Below are 16,816 nucleotides of genomic sequence, written 5' to 3' on the forward strand. Positions count from 1 at the left end.
AACGCGGCCTGACCCGACGCGGCGAGGGGGCTCAGGCCCCGTCGCCGGGATCACACCGCCTCAGGGCTGACGCGCGCGGGAGCTTGGTCGGCGGGCGCGGCGTCCTCTTCCGTCACATCCGAACCAGCTTCAGCTTCCTCGGGATCGCGCAGCATATAGCCGCGGCCCCAGACCGTCTCGATGTAGTTCTCGCCGCCGGTCGCGTTCGCCAGCTTCTTGCGCAGCTTGCAGACGAAGACGTCGATGATCTTCAACTCGGGCTCGTCCATGCCGCCGTAGAGATGGTTCAGGAACATCTCCTTGGTCAGCGTGGTGCCCTTGCGCAGCGAGAGCAGCTCCAGGATGCCGTATTCCTTGCCGGTGAGGTGAAGCGGCTGCCCGTCCACCTCCACGGTGCGGGCGTCCAGGTTCACCTTCAGCTTGCCGGTCTGGATGACGGAATCGGAGTGGCCGCGCGAGCGGCGAACGATGGCCTGGATGCGGGCGACCAGCTCGCGCTTGTCGAACGGCTTGGTGAGGTAGTCGTCGGCGCCGAAGCCCAGGCCCTTGATCTTCTCGTCCATGCCCGAAAGGCCGGAGAGAATCAGGATGGGCGTCTGGATGCGCGAGGCGCGCATGCGGCGCAGCACCTCGTAGCCGTCGATGTCGGGCAGCATGAGGTCGAGGACGATGATGTCGTAGTCGTAGAGCTTGCCGATCTCCAGACCGTCCTCGCCCATGTCCGTGGTGTCGCAGATGTAGTTTTCCGAACGGAGCATCGTTTCGATGCTCTGCGCCATGGCGCTGTCGTCTTCCACGAGGAGGACTCGCATCGTGGCTCCCCCGTTCGATCGCGCCGGCGTGGTAAACGCCGCTGTGTTAACCGTAAGGAGTATGCCGCATTAACGTCTGGTTTACAAACAGCTTTTTCATCAAGTCCCGACTTCTTCGCGTTTTCTCGGCCTTTTACGGGAATTAACAGGGGGTGCCCAGGTCCGCGCGCGCCCAGGGCAGCACGAAGGGCTCGCCGTGCTGCTCCCCGGTGACCGCGCGCACGCCGTAGACCGCGCGCAGGCGGGCGTCGGTGAGGATCTCGCGCGGCGGGCCGGACGCGGCGATGCGCCCGTCCGTGAGCACGATCACGCGGTCGCAGAAGCGGGCCGCCAGCGTCAGGTCGTGCAGCACCGCCGCGACCGTGCGCCCGCTCGCCGCCAGGCCGTGCAGCTTCGCCATGACGTCGAGCTGGTGGTAGGGGTCGAGTCCCGCGACCGGCTCGTCCGCCAGCAGCCAGTCCGGCTCCCCCGCGAGCGCGCGCGCCAGCAGCACGCGCGCCGTTTCCCCGGCGCTGAGGTCGCTCGCCGGCCGGTCCGCCAGCGCATCGGTTCCCGTTGCGGCCATTGCCCGCGCCACGGCGGCTCGGTCGTCGGCCGTCACGCGGCCGAAGGCGCGGCGATGCGGGGCGCGGCCCAGCCACACCAGCTCGCGCACGGCCATGGGCCAGTGCGGGCGTTCGCCCTGCGCCAGATGCGCCAGCTGCGCCGCCAGCCGCCGCCGGTCCATCCGCCGCACAGGGCGGCCGTCCAGCACGACCTCACCAGCGGTGGGGGCGATCAGCCCCGCCAGCGCGCGCAGCAGCGTGGTCTTGCCCGCGCCGTTGGGCCCGATGAGGCCCACCATCTCGCTGCGGGCCAGGGCGCAATCGACCCCGGTGAGCACACGCCGGCCCCCGAGATCGACCGTCAGCCCGCGCGCCGCGAGCCCTTCGCCGGTGTGGTGCCGTCCGTTCACGCCAGCCCCCGCCGCGTTCGGATCACCAGGGCGAAGAAGAAGGGCGCGCCGATTAACGCCGTCACCACGCCCAGCTTGAGTTCGTTCGTCGGCGTCACCGCGCGCACCAGGATGTCCGCCAGCACCAGCAGCAGCGCGCCGCCCAGCGCGCTCACGGGCAGCAGTGCGCGGGGGCGGTGGCCGACGAGCGGGCGCAGCGCGTGGGGCACCACCAGCCCGACGAAGCCGATCGTGCCGGCCACGGCCGTCGCCGCGCCCACCGAAAGCGCCGTGCCGAGCACGAGGCGCACGCGCACGCCGGCCAGGTGGAAGCCCAGACTCTGCGCCGCCTCTTCGCCAAGGGCCAGGGCGTCCAGCGCCCGACCCACGCTCGCCAGCAGCGCCCAGCCGACGGCCATGAAGGGCAGGGCGAGGGCGACGTGCTCCATCGAGCGGCCGGAGAGCGAGCCAAGCAGCCAGAACACGATCTCCAGCGCCGCGTAGGGGCTCGGCGCCAGATTGAGCGCCAGCGAGGTCAGCGCCGCCGCCAGCGAGGTCACGGCCACACCCGCCAGGATCAGCGTCAGGGTGTCAGCGTGGCGCCCCGCAAGCAGCAGCACCAGCAGCACCGCCGCGATCGCCCCGGCGATCCCGCCCAGGGGCAGGGCCAGCGCGAACGCCGCCGCGGCCCCGGTGTAGAGCGTCAGCACCGCCCCCAGGGCCGCCGCGCCGGAGACGCCGATCAGCCCCGGCTCGGCGAGCGGGTTGCGCAGGTAGCCCTGGAGCGCCGCCCCCGACAGTCCGAGCGTCGCCCCGATGGCCGCCGCCAGCAGCGTGCGCGGCAGGCGGATCTCCCGCACCACCACGGCCGCCGTCCCGGCATCGGCGTCCACCAGCGCGCCCAGCACCGCGCGCGGCATCAGCCCGGCCGGCCCGATCAGCAGGGAGCCCGCCAGCGCCAGCATGGTGCCGACCGCCAGCAAGGGGAGCAGGATGCGCGCGCGGTCGGCCATGCTAGGGAACCTCCCGCCGGGCGCGGGCGAGGCGCGTTACGGCCTCGGCGAGCTGCGGCCCGCCGCAGGTCCACAGCCGCCGAGGGATACGCACAACGCGCGCCCGCGCGCGCACGGCCCGAAGAGCGGGGTGGTCGAGCACCGCCGCCGCCTGCGAGGCCGCGTTCTGCGCCGATGCCGGCAACACCAGGACATCTGGCTCGGCCGTGACCAGCTTTTCCAGGGACAAGGGCACCATGCCGTCCAGGCCCATCTCGGCGGCCACGTTCGTCAAGCCGGCCGCCTTCAGGGCGGCGTGGGGCAGTTGGTTCGCACCCACGGTCACGCCGTTGGGCTGGTAGATCGCCGCTGTCGCCCCGGCTGCGGCGGTCGCCGGGCTTGCATGCGCGATCCGTGCGTCGAAGCGCCGGATCATGGCCTCGCCGCGCGGGCGAACGTCCAGCACCTTGGCAACGCGCCGGATCTGGCGGCGCACGTCTTCGATGCTTCGGGGCGGCGCCAGCGTCACCACCTCGTGGCCAAGCCGCCGCAGCAGGCGCACCGTGCTGCGCTGCCGGAACGCGCCAGCAAGGACCAGATCCGGCTCGAAGCGCAGCACTTCCTCGGCCCGGCCGTGGTTCACGGGGATGCCCTGGGCCCGTTCGGCCATGGGCGAATACCCCGCATCCGCCGCCAGCGCCGACACCGAGGCGATGCGCTCGCGCGGCAGCAGGCGCAACGCCAGCAGGTCGGTGCACAGGTTGAGCGAGACCACGCGTCCCGGCGCAGCCACGGCGGGCGATCCCGCCGGGGCCGCCGTGGCAACCGTCAGGGTCAGCAGCAAGGCTGCCGCTGTGCGCCGGGCGCGGGTCATCGCGGTCAGAAGCTCACGCGGGTGCCGACGAAGCCTTCCACGCCGGGGCCCTTGAAGCCGTCGGCGACCTCGTAGTCGGTGTCGGTCAGGTTCTCCACGCGCGCCGTCAGCGCCACGCGGTCGTTCAGGCGGTAGCGGGCCGCCGCGCGCGCGACGACGTGGTCGTCCAGGTCCACGCGCCCGCCGGTGAAGCCGATGTCCGTGCCGCCGGCGATCGCCCGCAGGCCGCCCGTCAGCGTCCAGCGCGCGCCCGGCTGCCAGCGCGCTTCGAGGTTCAACTTGTGGCGCGGCCGTCGGACGAGGCGCTGGCCCGTGTCCGCGTTTTCCGCGTCGAGGTAGGTGTGGTCCACGCGCACGTTGAGCGCCGGCACGGGCGTGACGGCGAGGAAGCTTTCCACGCCCTGGATGTCCAGGTCCTCGTTGTTCACCGTGGTGGAGTTGAAGTTGGCGTCGAAGACGGTCACCACGCCGTCGTCCACGTCGCTTTGGAAGTAGGTGACGCCGGCCCGCACGCGCTCGTCCAAGACGCGTTGTTCGACGCCGATCTCCCAGGAAAAGCTCTCCTCGGCATCCAGGTTCGGGTTGCCGCGGAACGCCGTGCCGGTGTTGGTGGGCGTGAAGCCGAAGCGCTGGAACAGCGACGGCGTCTTGAAGCCGGTGCCCACGCTGGCCTTCAGCCGCGTGCCGGTCGCCGGAATGGTGTAGCTGGGCGCGAGGTGCCAGGTGGCCTGGCCGTCGAAGTCCTCGGGCTTGTCGAAGCGCACGCCCACGGTCCCCGACAGCCGCTCGGTGAGCTGGAACACGTCCTGCACGTAGGCGGCGGCGGTGGTGGCGTCGGCGTCGGACTGAAGCGTCTGCCGCAAGCCGCCGAAGTCGCGGAAGCCGCTCGCCTCGAAGCTTTCCTCGCGCACCGACGCACCGAAGACGAGGGTGTGGTCGGCGTGCACGTCCAGTTCGTTTTCCAGACTGAGGCCGGCGCGGCTGCCCTCGTTGCGGGTATCCGTTTCGGTCTGGCTCAGCGCGTCCGGCCGGTTGGTGTCGTCGCGCGTGAAGTCGCTGTAGCTCACACGCACCGTGGGCCGGTAGCGACCGTCCCAGAAGCTCCCCGCGAGTTCGGCATTGGTGATGTAGCGCCGCGTTTCGCCCTCGCTGTTGGGATCTTCGGGGCTGGTGTCCAGCTCCGTGCGGGAGTCGGAGATTTCACCGTAGATCGACAGCTCCAGCCGCTCGGTCAGGTCCACGCCCAGGCGCGCGGTGCCCTTCACCTGGCGGTGGCCGTCGTCCTCGCTGCCGGCGCCGCCCGGGCGCAGGCGGGCCGGGGTGACGGTGTCGCCGTCGGTGTCCACGCCGCTGAGCGTGGCGGCGAAGGAAACCTCACCCGAGCGGCCGCGCAGCTCGGCGCTGCCGTCGATGGTTTCGCGCGTGCCGGCCTCGGCGCGGATGCCGCCGCGCACGCCGTCTTGCTTGGCCTCGCGCGTGATAATGTTGACGACGCCGCCGATGGCGCCGCTGCCGTAGAGCGAACTCTGCGCGCCGCGCACCACCTCGATGCGCTGGACGTTTTCGGTCGTCAGCCCGCCGAAGTCGAACGCGCCGGCGGGTGTGCTCGGGTCGGCGATGCGCTGACCGTCCAGCAGCACCAGCGTCTGGTTGGAGTTGGCGCCGCGCATGAAGATCGATGTCGCCGTGCCGCGTGGCCCCTGTTGCACCATGCGCAGGCCGGGGACGCTGCGCAGCGCCTCGCCGACCGTACGGTACTGCCGGTCTTCGATGGTCCGGCGGTCGATGACGCTAACCGAGGTGCCGACACGCTCGATGCTTGTCGGGGTGCGCGTGGGCGTGACCACGATTTCTTGAAGCTGCTCCTGGGCCGCAGCCGGGTCGGGCGAAAGGGCCGTGGCCGTCAGGGCAACGCCGGCCGCGGCGGCCGTGAGGGGCAGGCCGTGGACCTGCCGGGACTGGAATCGCATGGGGTGAGCCTCCCGCTCGGTGTGCGCACGCCCCGGCAAACGGCGGCACGATCGGGCGGGATGGCGCAGCGCGAACCGGCGGCACGAACGGGACACCGCGCGCGGTGGATCGACGCGCGCGGCCGGCGCCGGCGGTGCTTGCCGAGCGCCGCGACAGCCCCAAGTGATCGTGCATCACCCCAGCGAAAACGCCGCCCCGGTGGATCGACCCCCGTCCGCCGGGCTTGGTGACGCTCGGGTGGCAGGTCTCCTGGCTCGCGGGTCGTCGCCGTAGCCCGGTGCCGTGCACCGGGGCGCTCGGCCTTCCCGGATCGCGGGCGATCCAGTGGCCCTGGCATGAGCGCCGGCTCGCCGCTCACAGTTGCGGGGGCAGCCGCGGACTCGGCCCATCGCGGGGCCTCACCGCGTTCCCTCTTCACGCCGCCACCTCCTAAGAGGCCGCAGCGCCGCTCCCCGTCGCCGGGACGGGGAACCACCCGTGCACGCGCGAGCCGACCACGCCGCCGTCCCGTGCGCAAGGGGGAACGCGCGGCGCGTGGTCGCATGGCGCGCAAACCCCTGAGTGTCCGCCAAGAATTCGCCGGGCTGCCGGTTTCGCGGTTTAACCCAACCTTAAAAGGCGCGATCCCACAGTGCCCACGGCGCGACGGCGCGCCGACCAACGACAGGCGAGTGGACGGCGTGAGCGAAGCTTCCGCACTCAAGACCTTCCTCGACGACGTGGACCATCTGCCCGCCGAGCGGCTTTACGGCCGCGTGACTTCGGTGCTGGGCATGCTGGTCGAGGTCGCGGGGCTGGAGCGCGTGCTCTCCATCGGCGGGCGCGTCGACATCCTGACGCGCGACAACCGGCGCGTGCCGTGCGAGGCCGTGGGCTTCCGCGAGGGCCGGGCGCTGCTGTTGCCCTTCGGTGCGCTCGAGGGCGTCAGCCTGGGCTGCGCCGCGGAGTTGAGCACCGCCGAGCCCACGGTGCGCCCGACCAATGCCTGGCTGGGGCGCGTGGTCAACGCGCTCGGCGAGCCGGTGGACGGCAAGGGCCCGCTGCCGCAGGGCCGGGAGAGTTATCCCCTGCGCGCGCAGCCGCCCTCGGCGCACGGCCGCCGGCGCGTGGGCGGCAAGCTCGACCTGGGCGTGCGCGCGATCAACACCTTCCTGAGCTGCTGCCGCGGGCAGCGAATGGGCATTTTCGCCGGCTCCGGCGTGGGCAAGTCGGTCACGCTGTCGATGATGGCGCGCTACACCGAGGCCGATGTGAACGTCATCGGCCTGATCGGTGAGCGCGGGCGCGAGGTTCAGGAGTGGCTGGAGGACGAACTCGGTCCCGAGGGGCTGGCGCGCTCGGTGGTCGTGGTCGCGACCTCGGACGAGCCGCCGCCGATGCGCCGCCAGGCCGTCTACATGACGTTGGCGCTCGCCGAGTACTTCCGCGACCACAGCGGCGAAGTGCTGTGCATGCTGGACTCGGTGACGCGCTTCGCCATGGCCCTGCGCGAGATCGGGCTCGCGGCGGGGGAGCCGCCCGCGAGCAAGGGCTACACACCCTCCGTCTTCGGCGAGCTGCCGCAGGTGCTGGAGCGCGCGGGGCCGGGCACAAGCGCCACGGCGGGCGACATCACCGGGCTGTTCACCGTGCTGGTCGAGGGCGACGACCACAGCGAGCCCATCGCCGACGCCGTGCGCGGCATCCTCGACGGCCACATCGTGCTGGACCGCCAGATCGCCGAGCGCGGGCGCTATCCCGCGATCAACGTGCTGCGCTCCATCTCGCGCACGATGCCGGCCTGCAACACCCAGGAGCAGACGGACCTGGTCCAGCGCGCGCGGCGCCTGCTGTCGACCTACGAGGACATGGGCGAGCTGATCCGCATCGGCGCCTACAAGAAGGGCTCCGACCCCAAGGTCGACGAGGCCATCCAGTACGTCGACCGCATCGAGTCCTTCCTCCACCAGGACAAGCAGGAGCGCACGAGTCTGGACGACGGCTACGCCATGCTGGCGCGCGCGCTCGACATGCCGTGGGGTGACGCCAAGAACGACCCGAACGATTCCGGCGGCGCCGGCCAGCCCGCGGGCGGCGGCCAGGCCGGCCAGCAGGGCGCCGCGCAGGGTGGTGGCCGGAAGGCGCGCCGACGCGATCGTCAGGGGTGATTGATCGAAGCGCCCGGGCCGTTCAGGCCCAAGCGCATCGGGTCCGGGCGATCCGGCGCGCGGGACCGCGCGAATCGCGCGGGCTGCTGCCAGGAGGGCACGCCGCATGACGGCGCTCAGCGAACTCGTCCGCATCAGCCGCTGGCATCTGGATGAAAAGCGCCAGAAACTCGGCGATCTGGAGCGCCTCGCGGATCGCCTGCGCGACGACCTGCGCAAGCTGGACGACACCATCGCGCACGAACAGCGCGTGGTGCAGGAGGACCCCAGCGCCCGCGAAACCTATTCGGCCTACATCAAGGCGGAAATGGAGCGCCGCGGCCGGCTGGAGCAATCCATCGCCAACGTCCAGAGCGAGATCGAAAGCGCGCGCGAGGAGGTCGCGGAGGCCTTCCGCGAGCTGAAGAAGTACGAGATGGCAAAGGCCAACCAGGATCAGCGCGAGACCGAGCGCCTGAAAAAGGCCGAGGAAAAGCAGATGGACGAAATTGGCCTGCAGCTGCACCAGCGCAACAACAGCGGCTGAACCCGTCGCGTCACACCTCGATGCTGGCGCCGCCCTGGCCGGGGACCGCCATCATCCGCCAGTCCGGCCCCGCCGCGAGCTGGAAGCTGCCGTCCAGGCGCGCCGTGCGCCGCGCTTCCGCCGCGATCGCCGTCAGGTCCGACTGGACGGAATCCGCCAGGGCCGCGCGTGTGCGCAGAATCATGTCGAAACGGCCCGGTTGAATCAGGCCGTCGAGCTGGAATTCGCCCAGCGCGGGCAGTTCGCCCTCGACAATGAAGTGATGGGTGGTCTCCGGCAGCGGGTGCTCGCCGTCGTGCTCGCGCACGAAGAGGCGCATCTGGTGCACCCCGGTCTCCGCCGCCACGGGGAAGGCGAACACCCGCCAGTCGCCCTGGGGCTCGCGGGCGAGCTGGCTGAGCTGGCCGAAGTCCCGCTCCAGCTGCCGGGCGAGCGTCCCGTCCGCCTGCGCGAGCCGGTCCAGCGCCGATCCCAGCCAGTCGCGAACCTCGCCCGCGGACAGCGCTTGCAGGAAGGCTGCGAGCCCGCCCGCCATGCCGGTGCCGGCGGTGGGGATCGCGGAACTCCCCTTTGTGCGCGCCCCGCTGAGGGTGCGGGCGGTCTCCGGCGTCGCCAGCGCGCGGTCGAGGGCCGGCCAGATGCGCGTCAGGCTGGCCGCGTCCAGCAGGTTCTGCGCGGGCGGCTGCCCACCCGCGCGCGAGGCGGCCAGGAGCGCCGCCTGCGTCGGCGTCGTCATCGCGGTGATGCGGGCCTGCAACGTGGCGCCGTTGGTGATGAGGCGCAGCATCACCTGCGTCCCCGGCGGCGGGTCGTAGCGCGTGGCGAGGTTGACCACGCCCGCCTGGGTGCGCACGAGGAGGTGCCCCTGGTTGTTGCGGCCCAGAACGGTGCCCTCGACCGTGCGGCCCGTGGGGGCGCTGCGCAGCTCCTGCGGGGCTTCGGGGACGTCGGCGGTTACGCGCGCCGATGCGGCCACGGGGAGGGAGTCGATCGTGGCCGTGCCGGGGATGGGCGGCAGGATGCGGCCGGTCACGCCTCGTCCTGCAGGCGGTTGACGATGGTTTCCACGTCGCTCGCCGCCGCGGCGTTGGGCTGGCGCTCGAAGATCAGGCTCTGGCGCTTGATGGAATCGCGCACCCAGGCATCCCGGCGGATCACCCCCAGCAACTCGGGCTGCACGTTGAGGAAGCTGTCGCACACCTTGCGCAGCGCGCCGAAGATCTGCTCGCCCTGCTTCTGCGAGGACGCCAGGTTGACCACGATCTTCACGTCCACGTCGGGCCGGCGGCGCTTGGTGAGCTTGATGAAAGCGTAGGCGTCGGTGAGCGCCGTGGGCTCCTCGGTGATGACCACGATCAGCGTCCCGGCGCGGCCCGTCAGCGAGCGCACGGTGCGGTCCACGCCCGCGCCCAGGTCCAGGATGACGCGGTCGTAGCGCGGGGCGATGTCGGTCAGCGAGCGGCCCAGGGTGTCGAGCTGGCCCGGCGCCATCGACGCCAGCGTGCCCGAGCCGGAGCGGCCGGCGATGACGTCGAAGCCGCCCGCGGTCACGGCCTGCACGGCCTGGGTGATGGGCTGCCGCCCGGTGAGCACGCGGCTGAGGTCCTTCTCGGGGTTGAGCCCGAGCTGCACGTCCACGTTCGCCAGCCCGAGGTCACCGTCGAACAGTAGGCTGCGCTTGCCCGAGCGGGCGATGGCGTGGGCCAGGGTGATCGCGAACCACGTCTTGCCAACGCCGCCCTTGCCCGACGCCACGGCGACAACGTTGTTGCCGGCCGGGCTGTGGGCTGCCTTCGTGGCTTGGGCTGCAGGGGTCTCCGTCATGCGCTGGCTCCATTGCCGGAGATGGCGTCCTCCTCGGCGGCGACGTCTTCGGGCAGAAGCATCCTCGCCAGATGGTGTGCGTCCACAGCGCGCAGGCCGGCCCCGATCGTGGGGGCCACCCCCATGCCCATCAGCGTGAGCCGGGCACTGTGGGCCGCGCTGAGCACATCGCCCAACCGCCGCGTGGCGTCGGTCTTCGTCGGAATGTAGTAGAAGACGCCCAGATCCGCGTAGGCCAGGGCGGTCTCCACGGCCTCGACCGGGTCGGTGCCGGCCTGCTTGACCAGCACGCCCGTGGCGCCGCTGACCCCCAGCCACTCCTCCAGCTCCTGCATGGAGTCATGGTCGAAGGGGCCGGCGCCGATGGCGTCGATCACCACGAAGTGGTTCCGCCCCGCCCCCTGGAGCGCCTTCTTGAGCGAGTCGGCGTCGTGCGCCTGCTTCAGGCGGGCGCCCAGGGCCTCCGCGAAGGCCTGGATCTGCGACAGGCTGCCCGCCTTGCCGGTGTCCATCGTGATCATCGTGGCGCCGCCGCCGCGCACGCGCACCTGAGCGGCGAGCTTGGCCGCCGTGGCGGTCTTGCCCGCGCCCGGCGGCCCCATGAGCAGCAGCGGCGTCTTCATGGGCTTTTGCGGCGGCGGGGTGAAGCTCATCTCCGTGGCGATCGCTTCCGCCAGCGCCTCCGTCGGGGAGTTGGCGTGCGTGCGCCCGCAGTGGTCGAGCAGGGCGTCCATCAGCTCGGTGGGAACGCGGTGGTAGTCCAGCGTTTCCGAGAGGATGTTGAAGGCTTCCAGCCCCGCTTCGCCGTCGAAGAAGCCCGTCTGGGCCTGCTCGCCTTCCAGCGCCGCGGTGACCCGGAAGCCGCCGCCGTCGGGGTCCGGCTGGGACGACAGGATGACGGCGTCGTCGCCCAGACGCTCCCGCACCAGCTCCATGGCCGCGGGCAGGGATTCGGCTGTGAACGTCTTCAGGCGCATGGGCGTCAGGCCTTACCTGCCATCAGATCTGTCCCAGCGTCTTGATCCGGGCCCTCGGGTGGATCTCGTTCTGCGACAGCACCGCCGTCTGCGGGCGGAAGCGCTCCACGATCGAGCGAACATAGGACCGGATGCCGGGGCTCGTCAGCAGCACCGGCAGCTCGCCCATCATGGCCTGCCGCTCGAATGTTTGCTTCAACTGGTTAATAAAATCTTGGAGCTTGGACGGCGCCATGGACAGTTGCTTGTCCTCGCCGTCGCCGACGATGGATTCCGCGAAAGCCTGCTCCCACTGCGGCGACAGCGTAATGATCGGGATGTAGCCCTGTTCGCTGGTGTGGTCGTTGCAGATCTGCCGGCCCAGGCGCGAGCGCACGTGCTCGGTGATCATGTTGATGTTGCGCGTATAGCCGGTGGCCTCGGCGACGGCCTCCAGGATGGAGGGCAGGTCGCGGATGGACACGCGCTCCGACAGCAGGTTCTGGAGCACGCGCTGCAGGCCGCCCACACTTATGCTGCTGGGGATGAGGTCGTTGACCAGCTTCTGCTGGTCCCGGTCCAGTTCGTCCAGCAGCTTCTGCGTCTCCGCGTAGGACAGCAGCTCGGCCATGTTGTCCTTCACCACCTCGGTCAGGTGGGTGGTGATGACCGTGGGCGGGTCGACGACGGTGTAGCCGCGGAAGAGCGCTTCCTCGCGCTGGGACTCCTCCACCCACATGGCGGGCAGGCCGAAGGTCGGCTCCGTCGTTTTCTGGCCCTCCAGCGGGATCTCCTTGCCGCCGGGGTCCATCACCAGCAACTGATTGGGCTGCATGTCCCCGCGCGCCGCCTCGATCTCCTTGATGCGGATGACGTAGGTGTTCGCCGGCAGCTGCAGGTTGTCCTGAATACGAACCGAGGGCAGGACGAAGCCCATCTCCTGGGCCAGCTGCTTGCGCAGGGCGCGGATCTGCTCTGTCAGGCGCGCGCCCTCGCGGTTCACCATCGTCAGCAGGCCGTAGCCCATCTCCAGGCGCACCTGGTCGATGGCCAGCGCGTCGGCGATCGACTCCTCGCCCTGGCCTTCCTGGCCGCCGCTTTCCGCGGGCACCTGGCCCTGCTCGCCGGCGGTGCCGGCGGCTTCCGTCGTTTCTTGCTGGCGCTTGTAGCTGAAGAACGCCAGCGTCCCGGCGCCGGCGGACAGCAGCATGAAGGGGATGAAGGGCAGGCCGGGCAGCAGCGCCAGGAGCGCCGTGAGGAAGGCGGCCACGCCCAGCGCGCGCGGATGCCCGCCGAGCTGGCCGAACAGCGCCTTGTCGGCCGAGCCCTTCTCCGTGGACTTGGAGATCAAGAGGCCCGCGCCGGTGGACACCACCAGGGCCGGGATCTGCGTCACCAGCCCGTCGCCGACCGTCAGCAGCGTGTAGGTCTGCGCGGCCTCGGTGAAGGCCATGTTCTGCTGCGCCATGCCGATGATCATGCCGCCGATCACGTTGATGAAGGTGATCAGCAGGCCGGCGATGGCGTCGCCGCGCACGAACTTGGCGGCACCGTCCATGGCGCCGAAGAAGTTGCTTTCGTCCTCCAGCTCCTGGCGCCGGCGCTTGGCCTCCTGCTCGTCGATCAGCCCGGAGGACAGGTCGGCGTCGATCGCCATCTGCTTGCCGGGCATGGAGTCCAGGGAGAAGCGCGCCGTGACCTCGGCGATGCGGCCCGCGCCCTTCGTGATCACGATGAAGTTCACGATCACCAGGATCGCGAACACGATGATCCCGATCACGAAGTTGCCCTGCATGATGAAGCCGCCGAAGGCCTGGATGACCTCGCCGGCGGCGTCGGTGCCCTCGTTGCCGTTGCTCAGAATCAGCCTGGTGGACGCCAGGTTCAGCGACAGTCTGAGCAGCGTCGCAATCAGCAGCACCGTGGGAAAGGCGCTGAAATCCAACGCCTTTTCGATGAACAGCGAGGTCATCAGCACCAGCACCGCGAAGGTGAAGGACAGCGCCAGCGCGATGTCCAACAGCCACGGCGGCAGCGGGATGATGAGGATGACGAGGATCGCCACCACCCCGAGCCCCAGCGCGATGTCGCTGCGGCGCAGGGTGTCCAGCAGCGTCTTCGGCTGAAGCAGATTGGCGAGGGTGCCCGTCTGGCCGGTGCCTTGCTCCGCCATGATCCCCGTTCGCTGCCGGTGCGTGCGCGGTCAGAAGGGTGCGCCGGGCGGCGCTCGACCTTAGGCCGAGGCCCGGTCGGCTTCGTTGGGCGAGGGAACCTTCACACCCTCCTCGCTGTACGCCTTCAGCTTGTTGCGCAGCGTGCGGATGGAGATGCCCAGGATGTTGGCCGCGTGCGTGCGGTTCCCCAGGCAGTGCTCCAGGGTGTTCAGGATGAGGTCGCGCTCGACGTCGGCCACCGTGCGGCCAACGAGCCCGCGAACGTCGCCGTCTTCGCCGTCGTCCGCGTTTGCCGCTGCGCCGCCGCCGGCCGCCGCGACCGCGTTGGCCCCGGCGTCGTCGTCGCCCTGCTGGCTGGCGGGCTGCTCGGCCGCGGCACTGGCCGTGTCGGTGCTTTCGCGCTCGCGCCGCGGCTTGAGCATGACGCAGTCCTCGGTGATTTGGTCGTCCTGTGCCAGCAGCACGGCGCGGTGCATGGCGTTTTCCAGCTCGCGCACGTTGCCGGGCCAGTCGTGCTCGCGCATGGCCTCGCGCGCGCTCTCCGCCAGCTCCGGCTCGGGCAGGTCGTTGGCGGCGGCGTATTTCTCGATGAAGTGCCGCGCCAGCAGCTCGATGTCCTGCGGGCGCTCGCGCAGGGGCGGCAGGTCCAGCGTCACCACGTTGAGGCGGAAGTAGAGGTCCTCGCGGAACTCGCCCTGACGCACCGCTTCTTCCAGGTCGCGGTTCGTCGTGGCGATCAGGCGGATGTTGACCTTGACCGGCTTGTTGCCGCCGACGCGGTCGATCTCGCCCTCCTGAATCGCGCGCAGCAGCTTGGCCTGCAGGCGCGGGTCCATCTCGGACACCTCGTCGAGCAGCAAGGTGCCGCCGTGGGCCTCCTCGAACTTGCCGATGCGCCGGCTGACGGCGCCGGTGAAGGCGCCCTTCTCGTGCCCGAAGAGTTCGCTTTCCAGCAGGTTTTCCGGGATGGCCGCGCAGTTGATGGAGATGAAGGGCTTGTCCGCGCGCTTCGACTTGGCGTGGACGTGGCGCGCCATGACCTCCTTGCCGGTGCCGCTCTCGCCGGTGATGAGGATGCTGGCGTCGGCCGGGGCCACGCGCTCGCCCAGGCGCAGAACCTTCACCATGTTGGGGTCGTGGGTGAGGAAGGAGGTCGTCTCCTCCGCCACCGCCGCCAGCACGGCGCCGATCATCTCCGGGTCCGGCGGCAGCGGCACGTATTCCTTCGCCCCCGCCTTGATCGCCTGGACCGCCCGCTGGCTGTCGTTGCCGATGCCGCAAGCGACGACCTGTACCGAGATGCGCTCGCTTTTCAGCGCCTCCGTCAGCTCCGAGATGTCGAGCGCGGCGTCCGCCATGACCAGATCCGCGCCCTGGCCCTTGCGCAGCGCGTCCAGCGCGGCCGGCACGTCGTCGACGTGCGCCACCTTCGCGCCCTTGTCGAGCGCGATCTGGCCGGCCGTGGCGATGTGGCCTTCGAGCGATCCGACGATCAGCAGTCGCATGGCGTCACCCGTCAGTCGAAGTAGCTCACGCGCTCCGTCGGCGGCAGCAGCGTGTTGAGATAGGTTTCCAGCCGACGCGGGTTTTCCTGGCGCGCCACCGACGCCGCGCCCTGCGCGTAGATCTGGTTCACCGTGGCCTCGTTGGCGGCGTTGCGCTCCAGCTTGTTGGCGATGGGCAGGAAGAGCATGTGCGCCAGCACCGCGCCGTAGAAGGTCGTCAGCAGCGCCACCGCCATCGCCGGCCCGATGGTCGAGGGGTTCTCCAGCCGGCCCAGCATCTGGATCAGGCCGATCAGCGTGCCGATCAGCCCCATCGCGGGCGCGACTTCGCCGGCGCGGCGAAGGATTCCGGCCGAGCGGTCGTGGCGCGAGAGCGTGGTCTGCGCCTCGCGCATCATCACACGCTCCACCTCCTCGCCGGGCGAGCCGTCGATCACCAGCCGCATAGCGCGGGCCAGGAAGCGTTCGCGGCGGAAGCTGCGCTCGTGGTTCTGCAGCGCCAGCGCCCCCTGTTTGCGCGCCACGTCGGCCAGGTAGAGGATGTGCATGGCCGCATCCGCCGGCCGGCGCTGCTGGTAGACCATCGCCTTGCCCATGATCCCGAGGGCGCGGACCATCTCGCGGAAGGAGTAGGAGATGGTCGTCACCATCAGCGTGCCGGCAACGACGATCAGGAAGCCCCGCAGGTCCACGAAGGCCCCGGGCGTGCCGCCGATCACCATGGCCGCCACGATGAGCGCGAACCCGCCGATCACGCCCAGGATCGTGGCGTAATCCAGCTGTGTCCGCCCCGCCTTGCCGCGGCCCGAGCTGTCTTTCCTGGCGTTGGATCGACCCTGCGCCGTCGTGGCGTTGGCCATCTGGTCCTCACCCCGCTGTCCCGGAGACGCCCATGCCGGGTGGGCGCCGTCAGCTCCGGTCCATCTTGATGATCTCGGTCATCGTCACGCCGAGGCGGTCTTCCACGACCACCACCTCGCCGCGGGCGACGAGCCGGTTGTTGACGTAAATGTCGATGGCTTCGCCCACCTTGCGGTCGAGCTCCACCACGGCCCCGCGCCCCAGCTTGAGCAGCTGGCTGACCTGCATGTTGGACTTGCCGAGCACCGCCGAGATCTGGACGGGGATGTCGTAGATCGCCTCCAGTTCCTTGGCGTTGGTGGGCGGCTTGTCCGCGTCGGGGGACTCGTCGTCGTCCTGGTCCTCGGCCGGGGCAGGCTGGTTGGCCTGCTCGTTCTCCAACTCGTCGAGGTCCAGGTTGCTCTTTTCCTCGTCAGCCATCGGATCCTCCGTGCTGCATCAGCCGGCGCGACGCATGCCGTCGTGGCTCGTCGCGTCGGTTCCGCCGGCGCCCTCGGCCTGACCGCTGGCGCCGGCATCCGCGGTGCCGGCGGTCGACGCTTCGTCCCCCGGCTCGATGGTGCGGGTGATGGCGGCGTCGATCTCCCGCCACAGCCGTTCGGTGTCGCGCTCGGCGCCGCCCTCGGCCCATTCCACGCGCACATCCCCGTCCGGCAGCTCGGCGTCGCTGATCACCATGACCTTGCCCTCGTAGCCCGCCTTGGCGGCAAGGGCGTCGATGCGCTCCTGCAGCGCCTCCAGCCGGTTGGGCGCGACGCGCACGACCACGCGCGGCTGTTCGCGCAGGCGGTTGAGGGAGTCCGAGATCAGCGCCTCGATCTCCTTCAGGCCGTAGCGGCGGTCCAGCGCGGGGAAGAGCTTTTCCACGAGCTTCACCGCCACCTGCAGCGCCTCGCGGTCGCGGCGCTCCTCGGCCGCGCCGAGGTTTCCGGCCACGCTGTCCAGCCCGCTCGCGACGCGGTCGAGCGCATTCGCCAGCGCCTGGTCGGCCTGCGCCTGGGCATCCTGCCGGCCGGCTTCGAGCCCTTCGGCGTGCCCGGCCGCGTGGCCCGCGCTGTAGCCCTCGTCGCGGGCCTGCTGGATGTCTTCTTCGAAGTATTCCGGGGCAGGGCCCTCGGGCTCGGCTTCCTCGGCCCCGTCGCCGGCATCGCCGCCGGTGTCCGCGGACTCCGGTTCCGGCTCCTGGGCGTCGAAGTCGGTGTCGAAGAAGAAGCGTTCGAGCTGCGCCATGGCGCCTGCT

General features: G+C 70.7%; 15 protein-coding genes and 1 riboswitch. Of the genes, 2 read left to right on the plus strand and 13 right to left on the minus strand.

Going from position 1 to position 16,816, the window contains the following annotated elements; genetic code table 11:
- Positions 1-50: 50 nt before the first annotated feature.
- The 5 genes from ctrA to BLQ43_RS02290 form a co-directional block, all read right to left on the minus strand.
- Positions 51-812, minus strand: coding sequence for a response regulator transcription factor CtrA (gene ctrA, locus BLQ43_RS02270; RefSeq protein ID WP_090018482.1), 762 nt, complete (start codon positions 810-812; stop codon positions 51-53).
- A gap of 142 nt (positions 813-954) precedes the next feature.
- Complete coding sequence (locus tag BLQ43_RS02275) at positions 955-1,767, minus strand: ABC transporter ATP-binding protein (protein WP_245659415.1); 813 nt, start codon at positions 1,765-1,767, stop codon at positions 955-957.
- A complete protein-coding gene (locus BLQ43_RS02280; protein WP_090018483.1) occupies positions 1,764-2,759 on the minus strand; it encodes a FecCD family ABC transporter permease in 996 nt (331 codons plus the stop codon). The genes BLQ43_RS02275 and BLQ43_RS02280 overlap by 4 nt, the downstream gene beginning before the upstream one ends.
- Position 2,760: 1 nt before the next feature.
- Positions 2,761-3,531, minus strand: coding sequence for an ABC transporter substrate-binding protein (locus BLQ43_RS02285; protein WP_176758473.1), 771 nt, complete (start codon positions 3,529-3,531; stop codon positions 2,761-2,763).
- Positions 3,532-3,617: 86 nt separating this feature from the next.
- The gene (locus tag BLQ43_RS02290) at positions 3,618-5,582 is read right to left on the minus strand and encodes a TonB-dependent receptor plug domain-containing protein (protein WP_090018485.1); all 1,965 of its coding nucleotides are present in this window, start codon (positions 5,580-5,582) and stop codon (positions 3,618-3,620) included.
- A 223-nt stretch (positions 5,583-5,805) separates the two neighbouring features.
- Positions 5,806-6,028: riboswitch (cobalamin riboswitch) on the minus strand.
- Between the two features lie 235 nt (positions 6,029-6,263).
- On the opposite strand from BLQ43_RS02290, the gene fliI reads away from it, so the two are divergent.
- Both fliI and BLQ43_RS02300 read left to right on the plus strand, forming a co-directional pair.
- Positions 6,264-7,730, plus strand: coding sequence for a flagellar protein export ATPase FliI (fliI, locus tag BLQ43_RS02295; RefSeq protein WP_281217554.1), 1,467 nt, complete (start codon positions 6,264-6,266; stop codon positions 7,728-7,730).
- Between the two features lie 106 nt (positions 7,731-7,836).
- A complete protein-coding gene (locus BLQ43_RS02300) occupies positions 7,837-8,256 on the plus strand; it encodes a flagellar export protein FliJ (RefSeq protein WP_090018487.1) in 420 nt (139 codons plus the stop codon).
- Positions 8,257-8,266: 10 nt separating this feature from the next.
- Here BLQ43_RS02300 and BLQ43_RS02305 read toward each other — a convergent pair whose 3' ends face one another.
- Genes BLQ43_RS02305 through BLQ43_RS02340 form a run of 8 tightly spaced genes read right to left on the minus strand, consistent with a single transcriptional unit; the run spans position 8,267 to position 16,806 of the window.
- Positions 8,267-9,289, minus strand: coding sequence for a hypothetical protein (locus tag BLQ43_RS02305; RefSeq protein WP_090018488.1), 1,023 nt, complete (start codon positions 9,287-9,289; stop codon positions 8,267-8,269).
- The gene (locus tag BLQ43_RS02310) at positions 9,286-10,080 is read right to left on the minus strand and encodes a MinD/ParA family protein (RefSeq protein WP_090018489.1); all 795 of its coding nucleotides are present in this window, start codon (positions 10,078-10,080) and stop codon (positions 9,286-9,288) included. The genes BLQ43_RS02305 and BLQ43_RS02310 overlap by 4 nt, the downstream gene beginning before the upstream one ends.
- On the minus strand, positions 10,077-11,057 hold the full coding sequence (locus tag BLQ43_RS02315; protein ID WP_090018490.1) for a flagellar biosynthesis protein FlhF: 981 nt from the start codon (positions 11,055-11,057) through the stop codon (positions 10,077-10,079). Before BLQ43_RS02315 ends, BLQ43_RS02310 begins: the two co-directional genes overlap by 4 nt.
- A 22-nt stretch (positions 11,058-11,079) precedes the next feature.
- Complete coding sequence (flhA, locus tag BLQ43_RS02320; protein ID WP_090018491.1) at positions 11,080-13,209, minus strand: flagellar biosynthesis protein FlhA; 2,130 nt, start codon at positions 13,207-13,209, stop codon at positions 11,080-11,082.
- A gap of 60 nt (positions 13,210-13,269) precedes the next feature.
- A complete protein-coding gene (locus tag BLQ43_RS02325; protein ID WP_090018492.1) occupies positions 13,270-14,715 on the minus strand; it encodes a sigma-54-dependent transcriptional regulator in 1,446 nt (481 codons plus the stop codon).
- An 11-nt stretch (positions 14,716-14,726) separates the two neighbouring features.
- On the minus strand, positions 14,727-15,575 hold the full coding sequence (locus BLQ43_RS02330) for a motility protein A (protein ID WP_090018493.1): 849 nt from the start codon (positions 15,573-15,575) through the stop codon (positions 14,727-14,729).
- Positions 15,576-15,624: 49 nt separating this feature from the next.
- Complete coding sequence (gene fliN / locus BLQ43_RS02335; RefSeq protein ID WP_090018494.1) at positions 15,625-15,996, minus strand: flagellar motor switch protein FliN; 372 nt, start codon at positions 15,994-15,996, stop codon at positions 15,625-15,627.
- 18 nt (positions 15,997-16,014) lie between these two features.
- Positions 16,015-16,806 (minus strand): FliH/SctL family protein, encoded by a 792-nt coding sequence (locus BLQ43_RS02340; RefSeq protein WP_090018495.1) that lies wholly within the window; start codon positions 16,804-16,806, stop codon positions 16,015-16,017.
- Positions 16,807-16,816: the final 10 nt, after the last annotated feature.

Source organism: Limimonas halophila, assembly GCF_900100655.1.
In the GTDB taxonomy this organism is placed as follows: Bacteria; Pseudomonadota; Alphaproteobacteria; order Kiloniellales; family Rhodovibrionaceae; genus Limimonas; species Limimonas halophila.

Coding starts and splice junctions, on each gene's coding strand:
- ctrA (WP_090018482.1), bottom strand. CDS start 812: ATGCGAGTCCTCCTCGTGGAAGACGACAGCGCCATGGCGCAGAGCATC.
- BLQ43_RS02280 (WP_090018483.1), bottom strand. CDS start 2,759: ATGGCCGACCGCGCGCGCATCCTGCTCCCCTTGCTGGCGGTCGGCACC.
- BLQ43_RS02290 (WP_090018485.1), bottom strand. CDS start 5,582: ATGCGATTCCAGTCCCGGCAGGTCCACGGCCTGCCCCTCACGGCCGCC.
- BLQ43_RS02300 (WP_090018487.1), top strand. CDS start 7,837: ATGACGGCGCTCAGCGAACTCGTCCGCATCAGCCGCTGGCATCTGGAT.
- BLQ43_RS02310 (WP_090018489.1), bottom strand. CDS start 10,080: ATGACGGAGACCCCTGCAGCCCAAGCCACGAAGGCAGCCCACAGCCCG.
- BLQ43_RS02315 (WP_090018490.1), bottom strand. CDS start 11,057: ATGCGCCTGAAGACGTTCACAGCCGAATCCCTGCCCGCGGCCATGGAG.
- flhA (WP_090018491.1), bottom strand. CDS start 13,209: ATGGCGGAGCAAGGCACCGGCCAGACGGGCACCCTCGCCAATCTGCTT.
- BLQ43_RS02325 (WP_090018492.1), bottom strand. CDS start 14,715: ATGCGACTGCTGATCGTCGGATCGCTCGAAGGCCACATCGCCACGGCC.
- BLQ43_RS02330 (WP_090018493.1), bottom strand. CDS start 15,575: ATGGCCAACGCCACGACGGCGCAGGGTCGATCCAACGCCAGGAAAGAC.
- fliN (WP_090018494.1), bottom strand. CDS start 15,996: ATGGCTGACGAGGAAAAGAGCAACCTGGACCTCGACGAGTTGGAGAAC.
- BLQ43_RS02340 (WP_090018495.1), bottom strand. CDS start 16,806: ATGGCGCAGCTCGAACGCTTCTTCTTCGACACCGACTTCGACGCCCAG.